Below are 9,253 nucleotides of genomic sequence, written 5' to 3'. Positions count from 1 at the left end.
ATAGTAAAGAAATTCATATAGAAAATTTGGTTGATTTCGTTAGAATAACGCTAATCAACAGACTAAATTGCGTATAGAAAAACATCAATTTAAGTTTGTTTAGGATACCTATTTTTTATCGATAAATCCATAATCAAAATACATTATATCCACAAAAATGAGTGACTAAGATCACGAAACTAGTAAAAAAAGTTAACATTTTTATTACATGATTTAATAAGCAGGTCATCAATGAATGAGTTGATTGAACAATCCCTCAATTTTTTTGAAAAACTAAAAACATCAGAAAAACCAACTGCACTTTTACAAACAAAAAACGATTTTCTTGCTGTAGAAACACCGGTTTCACTTGTTTACAACGGCATTTCTCATGCCGTGATGATGTGTTCTCCGCAAGATTTAGAGGATTTTGCCCTAGGTTTTTCTTTAACGGAAGGTATTATTAATCAACCTGCGGATGTTTATGGTATTGATGTACAAGAAGTATGCAATGGTATTGAAGTACAAATTGAGCTTTCCAGCCGCCAATTTATGGCACTTAAAGTTCATCGACGTAATCTGACAGGGCGTACGGGCTGTGGCATTTGTGGGGCGGAACAACTGAACCAAGTTTACAAAAACTTTCCTAAATTAGACCGCACTTTTCAGTTAGACATAAATTTATTCGATCACTGCCTTTCTACATTGCAAGCCAATCAACAACTTGGTAGGCAGACAGGCGCGACTCACGCCTGTGCATTTTTTGACTTGCAAGGCAAAATGCTTGCGATTCGGGAGGATGTTGGCCGTCACGTGGCATTGGATAAACTTCTGGGTTGGCACGTTAAAGCGGGGAAACCACAAGGATTTGTCGTTACTTCAAGTCGGGCAAGCTATGAGATGGTACAAAAGCTCATTTCATGCGGTGTAGAACTGCTTGTTGCCATTTCTGCCGCAACGGATTTGGCGGTAAAAATGGCGGAAGAGCATCGTCTGACATTAATCGGGTTTGCAAGGGAAGGCAAAGGGAATATTTACACCGGAAAAGAGCGGTTGATTTTTTAGGAATTTTTACCGATAAATTGTTTCATTGATTCTTACTGTAAAAAGACGAGGCTGATTAAGTCGCCTCGTCTTTTTTGTTTGAAATTTATTCCCCTTTCACTTCTTTCATCCAGCGATCAATCAAACGTTTTGCTTCTTGGTCAGCGCCAAATCGAATGAAATCAATATCAATTAATTTTAATTTCATCGGATCAGGCAGATTTGGGTGAGCTTTTGCATGGATATTGGTCGGTAACTGATAGGAATCAGCTTCACGCCATGGAATTTCTTGGGCTTCAGCGGAAAGAACAAAATCAATAAAGCGTTTGGCATTTTCTAAATTTCGTCCATTTTTGATGATACTTGCTGCACCTAGTGTATAGCCGATTCCTTCACAAGGCAGAATGCCGACGACCGGAGCACCCTTATCTTTTTCACGAACATAGGCGTGCATAAAGCTCATATTCACCGCTGTTGAACCGGTCGAAAGATTGTTGGTCGCCATTCCGCTTTTGGTGTATTGGTTAATATTTTTGTTTAAGGCTTTCAAATAATCGAATGCTTTATCTTCCCCCATAATTTCAATTAAAGTCGAGAGAATACTATATCCCGTGCCGGATACACGAGGATCGGGATATTGCACTAAATCCTTAAATTCCGGTTTTAGTAAATCAGCATAACATTGTGGTTTGGTTATGTTTTTTTCGCTAAGGGATTTTTCATTTACCCCAATGCCAAGCTCCATCAAATAAATAATTGAAGTGGTATCACCGCGTTGTTCCACCAGTTTTTTAAACTGAGGCATGATATTTTTTTGTTCAGGAGAACGATAAGTGGCAAGCAATCCGGCATCACGTGCTTGAAGATGAGGCTCAAAGGTTCCGCCATACCAAACATCCGCTTGAGGATTGTCTTTTTCTGCTTTGAGTTTACCTAGCACAGTACCGGTGCTATGGCGCACAAATTGTGTTTCAACATTATATTTTTTACTAAATGCTTGAGACACTTTCTCACAAGTGGTGTTTTGAACGCTGCAATAAACAACGAGTTTGCCTTTTGCCTCAGCGTGATTGGGTAAACTAAAACCTAAAAGGGTACAAAGTGCGGTCAATTTTAAGGTGGTTTTTAAATGAGCATAGTGGGTCATCATGCATCCTTACTTATTATTAATCAAAGAAAAAAGTAAGTCAGCCCTTGAGGAAGAGGAGATTAGTTTCCTACGTCAGTGCTAACTGCTTCAGGTTCACGGGTATTTCTCAGCGATTTTTGCACCCCGACTAACCAAGCCAAAACTATAAGCTGTTGCTCTATTTTTGTAAAGTCTGATCTGTTTATTGTTGCTGCCGTTGTGGTATTACAAAATAATGTCTATAATAACTGTAAATTTAAACAGATAAAATAATGCAATGGATATTTCTGAATTACTTGATGGTTTGAATGATAAGCAACGTGAAGCGGTGACGGCACCACTTGGCAATTATTTAGTCTTGGCCGGAGCGGGCAGTGGTAAAACCCGTGTATTGACCCATCGTATTGCGTGGTTGGTGGCGGTGGAAAATATTTCTGAAGGCAGCGTTATGGCGGTGACTTTTACCAATAAAGCCGCAGCAGAAATGCGTCACCGTATTCAAACTACACTGAGCCAATATTCCAACTCAAATTTATTTGGTATGTGGATAGGTACCTTCCATAGTATTGCTCATCGCTTATTGCGTGCGCACCATTTAGATGTCGGGTTGCCGCAAGATTTTCAAATTTTAGATTCAGAAGATCAACTTCGTTTAGTTAAACGTTTGTTGAAATTACATAATTTTGATGAAAAAGCCTTTCCGCCCAAACAGGCTTGTTGGTACATCAATAACAAAAAAGATGAAGGCTTACGGCCACAAGAAATTGAGGATTTTAATGATCGTCAAGAGCGTGAATGGATTAAAATTTATCAAATTTACCAAGATACTTGTGATCGTGCTGGATTGGTCGATTTTGCAGAATTGTTAATTCGTGCTTATGAACTATTTGCTAAAAAACCGCTGATTTTGCAGCGTTATCAACAACGTTTCCAACATATTTTGGTGGATGAATTTCAAGATACCAACAAAATTCAATACCAATGGCTTAAAATTTTTGCGGGGCAAACGGGCAAAGTTATGATAGTGGGTGATGACGATCAGTCTATCTATGGTTGGCGTGGGGCTCAGGTTGAAAATATCCAAAAATTCCTCAAGGATTTCAAAGGGGAAACCATACGCCTTGAGCAAAATTACCGCTCTACCGCCAATATCCTAAATAGTGCGAATGAATTAATTGCCAATAATGCGGATCGTCTCGGTAAGAATTTATGGACAGAAGGGGAAAAAGGCGAACCGGTTGGTATTTACGCCGCGTTCAATGAGCTTGACGAAGCTAAATTTGTGGCATCTCAAATTCAAGATTGGGTTGAAAATGGAGGGAAGTTGGATGATTGTGCGGTGCTTTATCGTAGCAACAGCCAATCCCGTGTCATTGAAGAAGCCTTAATCCGTTGCCAAATTCCTTACCGTATTTATGGAGGAATGCGATTCTTTGAACGCCAAGAAATTAAAGATGCTTTAGCTTATTTACGCTTGATCAATAACCGCCAAGATGATGCGGCTTTTGAACGCGTTATTAATACGCCATCACGTGGAATTGGTGATCGCACCTTAGATATTTTGAGAAATCTAACCCGTGAGCGACAAATAACCTTATGGCAAGCGATACAGATTGCTATACAGGAGAATATGCTTACGGGGCGAGCTTCCACTGCGTTACTGCGTTTTCAAGAGTTAATTAATTCGTTGCAACAAGATACCTTTGAAATGCCACTTTTTGCCCAAACGGATTTTGTGATTAAACATTCCGGCTTGTATGATATGTATAAGCAGGAAAAAGGTGAAAAGGGCGAAGTGCGAATAGAAAACTTGGAAGAGTTGGTTACCGCTACTCGTGAATTTGTGAAACCGGATGATGCCGATGAGATGACGGAGCTTACCGCCTTTTTAACCCATGCTTCCCTTGAGGCTGGCGAAGAACAGGTATCACCGCACCAATCTTGTGTGGAAATGATGACACTACATTCTGCCAAAGGATTAGAATTTCCACGGGTATTTATGGTCGGGGTAGAAGAAGGGTTATTTCCAAGCTTCCGTTCTTTTGAAGAACCGGGGCGACTGGAAGAAGAGCGTCGCCTAGCTTATGTGGGGATTACGAGAGCGAAGCAAAAACTCACGATTTCTTATGCGGAAAGCCGCCGTTTATACGCCAAAGAAGAACGGCATTTACCCTCCCGTTTTATTGCTGAGTTACCACAAGAATGTATCCAAGAAATCCGATTGCGGGGAACGGTGACACGTGCAATGAATTTAGCAAAAGTCGGATCGCTGGCACAGTCGATAGAAAGTGAAAACGGTTGGAAAATGGGACAAAAAGTCAAACATGCAAAATTTGGTTTGGGAACGGTGATCAATGTTGAGGGGAGTGACAATAATACAAGGTTACAAATTGCGTTCCAAGCACAAGGTATTAAGTGGTTAATCGCACATTTGGCAAAATTGGAGAAAGTGCGGTAGATTTTATTCCTATATTAAAGGGGGGTTGATTCAGCGATGAAAATTTGTATATTCTGGAAAAGAATGATTAATAGCAATTGGTGATTTGGAAAAATTAGAAAAAGTGCGGTAGAATCCAAAGGCATTTTATTTTGAGTCTAAAGGCTTTATTCTAAAAGTGCGGTGAAAATGACCGCACTTTTCCTTTTTGTTACAGAGTGATTGAATGTTTAAATTTATCTTCAAACGAATTTTAATGGTGATTCCAACTTTTATCGCTATTACTTTTGTGACCTTTGCACTCGTGCATTTTATTCCTGGTGATCCGGTAGAGATTATGATGGGTGAACGGGGTTTAACACCTGAGGTTCATCAGCAAATGATGCATCAATTAGGTTTAGATCTTCCTTTATATCAACAATATTTCAACTACATTGGCAATGTGATTCAAGGGGATTTTGGTGCATCATTTCGTACCCAACAGCCTGTTCTTACCGAGTTTTTTACCCTTTTCCCTGCTACGGCTGAATTGGCTTTTTTTGCATTGTTTTGGTCGCTACTCGGTGGCGTGATTCTCGGTACAATTGCTGCGGTAAAAAAAGACAGCTGGATTTCTCATACTGTCACCACTCTGTCATTAACCGGGTATTCAATGCCGATTTTTTGGTGGGGATTAATTCTAATTTTGTATGTGTCTCCTTCCCTAGGTTTGCCGCAAGGAGGGCGTTTAGAAAACGATTTTTGGATTGATACCCCCACAGGTTTTATGCTGATTGATACTTGGCTTTCCGGTGTGCCGGGCGCCTTTGCCAATGCGGTGAAATCCTTGATTTTACCTGCCATTGTATTAGGCACCATACCGCTCGCCATTATTACAAGGATGACCCGTTCTGCTATGTTGGAAGTGTTAGGCGAAGATTATATTCGTACGGCGAAAGCAAAAGGGCTAAGTTATACCCGCATTGTGATTATACATGCTCTGCGTAATGCGTTGATTCCGGTGGTGACCGTAGTGGGGTTAATTGTCGGTCAACTGCTTTCCGGTGCGGTCTTAACAGAAACCATTTTCTCATGGCCGGGTATTGGAAAATGGATTATTGATGCTATTCATGCTCGGGATTATCCGGTGTTACAAGGCTCGGTTTTAATTATCGCTACGATTATTATTGTGGTGAATTTAACCATTGATTTACTTTACGGCGTGGTGAATCCGCGTATTCGTCATTAATTGTGGGAGAAACAATGACAGACACGACGTCAATATTAGCGCCTCGAACGCCTCTACAAGAATTTTGGTTTTATTTTAAGCAAAATCGAGGCGCACTTATCGGTTTAATTTTTATTTTAATTGTAGCATTGATTAGTTTATTTGCTCCCTATATTGCCCCTTTTGATCCGGCTGAGCAAAATCGTACCGCTTTATTATTACCTCCGGCTTGGTATGACAGGGGCAATGCTGCTTATCTACTTGGTACTGATGATATCGGCCGTGATATTCTTTCTCGCATTATTTATGGCACCCGAATTTCAGTTTTTGCCGGATTTGTTATTGTGCTGCTTTCTTGTTTATTCGGCACCAGTTTAGGTTTGGTTGCCGGTTATTATGGTGGAGCATTAGATACGGTGATTGTGCGTTTAATTGACATCATGCTCGCTATTCCCAATTTATTGCTGACGATTGTTGTGGTGTCGATCCTTGAACCTTCTTTAGTGAATGCTACGTTGGCCATTGCGGTGGTTTCCATTCCAAGTTATGTCCGTTTAACCCGTGCGGCAGTGATGAATGAAAAAAATCGAGATTATGTGACTTCATCCAAAGTGGCGGGGGCAGGTGTTTTACGTCTGATGTTTATTGTGATTTTGCCTAACTGTTTAGCTCCCCTGATTGTGCAAATGACGATGGGAATTTCTAATGCGATTTTAGAGCTTGCTACCCTTGGTTTCCTTGGTATTGGTGCGAAACCACCTACACCGGAACTCGGCACAATGCTTTCCGAAGCCCGTAGTTTTATGCAGGCAGCGAATTGGTTAGTCACGATTCCGGGCTTAGTGATCTTATCTTTGGTATTGGCATTTAATTTAATGGGTGACGGTTTGCGTGATGCCCTTGATCCAAAACTCAAACAATAGGGGGCAGAATGGCATTATTAGAAGTCAAAGAACTTTCTGTTCATTTCGGTGAGAAAAAAAACGCCTTTAAAGCTGTAGATCGGGTTAGTTACCAAGTGGAACAAGGTGAAGTGCTGGGCATTGTCGGTGAATCCGGTTCCGGTAAATCAGTGAGTTCTCTTGCGATTATGGGATTAATTGATTATCCGGGGAAAGTTTCTGCGGATTCTTTGGTCTTTGAAGATAAAGATTTATTAACACTGAGTGACAAAGACAAACGTGCCCTGATTGGTGCGGATGTGGCAATGATTTTCCAAGATCCGATGACCAGTCTAAATCCTGCCTATACGGTGGGCTTCCAAATTATGGAAGCGCTCAAAATTCATGAAGGCGGCTCAAAACAATCACGCCGTGAACGTACTTTAGAACTACTACGTTTGGTAGGCATTCCCGATCCGGAATCCCGTATTGATGTTTATCCTCATCAACTTTCGGGCGGAATGAGCCAACGGGTGATGATTGCTATGGCAATTGCCTGTAAACCAAAGCTATTGATTGCCGATGAGCCGACTACGGCATTAGATGTGACGATTCAAGCGCAAATTGTGGATTTATTACTCGATTTACAGAAAAAAGAATGTATGTCGTTAATCTTAATTACCCACGATCTTGCACTTGTTGCCGAAGCGGCACATCGAATTGTGGTGATGTATGCCGGTCAGGTCGTCGAAGAAGGGCGGGCTGAGGATATTTTCCGCGAACCTAAACATCCTTATACGCAAGCATTATTGCGATCTTTACCTGAATTTGCAGAAGGTAAATCACGCTTGCTGTCGTTACCGGGTGTTGTTCCAGGACGTTATGACCGGCCAAGCGGATGTTTATTAAATCCTCGTTGCCCTTATGCAACGGAATACTGCCGACAAGTTGAACCGGAATTACATCACATTGGTGATCGTAAAGTGAAATGCCATACACCACTGAATACTAATGGTGAACCGATTAAATGGCGTAAAGGAGATAATCAATGACAAATCATATCAAAGAGAATGCCCCTTTACTGAATGCGATAGGGTTAAAAAAATATTATCCGGTTAAAAAAGGCTTCTTTGCCAAACCTCAGCTGGTGAAGGCTTTAGATGGCGTTTCTTTCCAACTAGAGCGAGGGAAAACCCTTGCCGTGGTGGGAGAATCAGGTTGTGGTAAATCCACATTGGGGCGTTTGCTTGCCATGATTGAACAGCCCACAGAGGGTGAATTGTATTACAATGGACAGAATTTTTTAGAGAATAATTCGGAAACCAAAGCCTTACGCCGTAAGAAAATTCAAATTGTCTTTCAAAATCCTTATGCCTCGTTGAACCCGCGTAAGAAAATCGGTTCAATTTTGGAAGAACCGTTAGTCATCAATACCAAACTTTCTGCTCAAGAGCGTAAAGCAAAAGTACTTTCTATCATGGGAAAAGTGGGATTACGTCCGGAATTTTACGATCGTTATCCTCACATGTTTTCCGGGGGGCAACGCCAACGCATCGCGATTGCTCGTGGTTTAATGTTAGAACCGGATATTGTGGTGGCAGATGAGCCGGTGTCTGCATTAGATGTTTCTGTGCGGGCGCAAGTGCTTAATCTGATGATGGATTTACAGGATGAATTAGGGCTTTCTTATGTATTTATTTCCCATGATCTTTCTGTGGTGGAACATATCGCCGATGAGGTGATGGTGATGTATCTTGGGCGTTGTGTAGAAAAAGGTACAACAAAGCAGATTTTCTCTAATCCGCAACATCCCTATACACAAGCTTTACTTTCTGCTACGCCTCGTCTTTCATCTCATTTACGTCGTGAGCGTATTAAATTAAGTGGTGAATTGCCAAGCCCTATTAACCCGCCAAAAGGCTGTGCTTTTAATCCCCGTTGTTGGAAAGCCACAGAAAAATGCCGTGAAGAAAAACCCTCCCTTGAACAATATGATGGCGGAAAGCAGATCTCCTGTTTCTACATTGATTAGTAAAAATACGAAGAAAAACGACTGCACTTGAGGATAGAGCAGATTGTTGAACGAAAAAAGTGCGGTCAGTTTTTTTACTACTTTGTCGGTTTCTTTGGCAAACCGGTTTCTAAATCCAGTCCGTTAGTGTTCACGGGTAAAGGTATTACGTTGTGCTGTTAAGTTCGTCTCAATAGCCTCCTTCCCCCATTGTTTATTGTTTTCCTATCCTAAGATTGGCAAAAGTTATGGTTAATATCCCATAATACCTGTTCTGTTACGATACTGGAGACATCTTGAAGCAGGGATTACTACAATTTAGTATTTATACTTTTTAATGAATTTCCTCAACTTATTGGAATGATAAAACTTCATACATTGAGTAAAAATATTATTATTTTCCTCAGTCTCTCCGTTTTCACGAAGCAAATATACTTTATCTTTATAAAACTCACTCACATTATCCTTAGTAAATTTTATAATTCTATCCCAATCATCAGGAGAATATTCTTCAGAGAGTGCAGAATAATCATTAATCATTACATTATTCTTATCAATCTTAGCG

The 9,253-nt window shown here is 40.7% G+C and carries 8 protein-coding genes and 1 riboswitch; of the genes, 6 read left to right on the top strand and 2 right to left on the bottom strand.

What is annotated here, in order from left to right:
- Positions 1 to 231 precede the first annotated feature (231 nt).
- Positions 232 to 1,044: a formate dehydrogenase accessory sulfurtransferase FdhD gene (gene fdhD, locus BKK47_RS07780; RefSeq protein WP_077494298.1), complete on the top strand. Its 813-nt coding sequence runs from the start codon at positions 232 to 234 to the stop codon at positions 1,042 to 1,044.
- Positions 1,045 to 1,129: 85 nt separating this feature from the next.
- Here fdhD and BKK47_RS07775 read toward each other — a convergent pair whose 3' ends face one another.
- Positions 1,130 to 2,170: an ABC transporter substrate-binding protein gene (locus tag BKK47_RS07775; RefSeq protein WP_077494297.1), complete on the bottom strand. Its 1,041-nt coding sequence runs from the start codon at positions 2,168 to 2,170 to the stop codon at positions 1,130 to 1,132.
- Positions 2,171 to 2,220: 50 nt separating this feature from the next.
- Positions 2,221 to 2,309: riboswitch (TPP riboswitch) on the bottom strand.
- Positions 2,310 to 2,429: 120 nt separating this feature from the next.
- Here BKK47_RS07775 and uvrD point away from each other — a divergent pair.
- The 5 genes from uvrD to BKK47_RS07750 all read left to right on the top strand — a co-directional run bounded on the left by uvrD (position 2,430) and on the right by BKK47_RS07750 (position 8,709).
- Positions 2,430 to 4,610, top strand: a complete 2,181-nt coding sequence (uvrD, locus tag BKK47_RS07770) for a DNA helicase II (protein WP_077494296.1) — start codon at positions 2,430 to 2,432, stop codon at positions 4,608 to 4,610.
- A gap of 205 nt (positions 4,611 to 4,815) precedes the next feature.
- Positions 4,816 to 5,817 (top strand): ABC transporter permease subunit, encoded by a 1,002-nt coding sequence (locus BKK47_RS07765; RefSeq protein WP_077494295.1) that lies wholly within the window; start codon positions 4,816 to 4,818, stop codon positions 5,815 to 5,817.
- A gap of 14 nt (positions 5,818 to 5,831) precedes the next feature.
- Entirely contained in the window at positions 5,832 to 6,719 is an 888-nt protein-coding gene (locus BKK47_RS07760; RefSeq protein WP_077494294.1) for an ABC transporter permease subunit, read from the top strand.
- 8 nt (positions 6,720 to 6,727) lie between these two features.
- On the top strand, positions 6,728 to 7,729 hold the full coding sequence (gene dppD, locus BKK47_RS07755; RefSeq protein WP_077494293.1) for a dipeptide ABC transporter ATP-binding protein: 1,002 nt from the start codon (positions 6,728 to 6,730) through the stop codon (positions 7,727 to 7,729).
- On the top strand, positions 7,726 to 8,709 hold the full coding sequence (locus BKK47_RS07750) for a peptide ABC transporter ATP-binding protein (protein ID WP_077494292.1): 984 nt from the start codon (positions 7,726 to 7,728) through the stop codon (positions 8,707 to 8,709). Before dppD ends, BKK47_RS07750 begins: the two co-directional genes overlap by 4 nt.
- A 297-nt stretch (positions 8,710 to 9,006) precedes the next feature.
- Here the strand turns inward: BKK47_RS07750 and BKK47_RS07745 are convergent.
- A partial coding sequence (locus tag BKK47_RS07745; RefSeq protein ID WP_208603968.1) for a hypothetical protein occupies positions 9,007 to 9,253 on the bottom strand: 247 nt, incomplete at its 5' end.

It is taken from the genome of Rodentibacter mrazii (genome assembly GCF_001998825.1).
GTDB classification, from domain to species: domain Bacteria; phylum Pseudomonadota; class Gammaproteobacteria; order Enterobacterales; family Pasteurellaceae; genus Rodentibacter; species Rodentibacter mrazii.
The sequence above is the reverse complement of the archived record's forward strand: the minus strand, read 5'-3'. Positions and strand labels throughout refer to the sequence as shown.

What these genes read in the sequence shown, in the direction of transcription:
- fdhD (WP_077494298.1), top strand. Translation starts at nt 232, where the DNA reads ATGAATGAGTTGATTGAACAATCCCTCAATTTTTTTGAAAAACTAAAA.
- BKK47_RS07775 (WP_077494297.1), bottom strand. Translation starts at nt 2,170, where the DNA reads ATGACCCACTATGCTCATTTAAAAACCACCTTAAAATTGACCGCACTT.
- uvrD (WP_077494296.1), top strand. Translation starts at nt 2,430, where the DNA reads ATGGATATTTCTGAATTACTTGATGGTTTGAATGATAAGCAACGTGAA.
- BKK47_RS07765 (WP_077494295.1), top strand. Translation starts at nt 4,816, where the DNA reads ATGTTTAAATTTATCTTCAAACGAATTTTAATGGTGATTCCAACTTTT.
- BKK47_RS07760 (WP_077494294.1), top strand. Translation starts at nt 5,832, where the DNA reads ATGACAGACACGACGTCAATATTAGCGCCTCGAACGCCTCTACAAGAA.
- dppD (WP_077494293.1), top strand. Translation starts at nt 6,728, where the DNA reads ATGGCATTATTAGAAGTCAAAGAACTTTCTGTTCATTTCGGTGAGAAA.
- BKK47_RS07750 (WP_077494292.1), top strand. Translation starts at nt 7,726, where the DNA reads ATGACAAATCATATCAAAGAGAATGCCCCTTTACTGAATGCGATAGGG.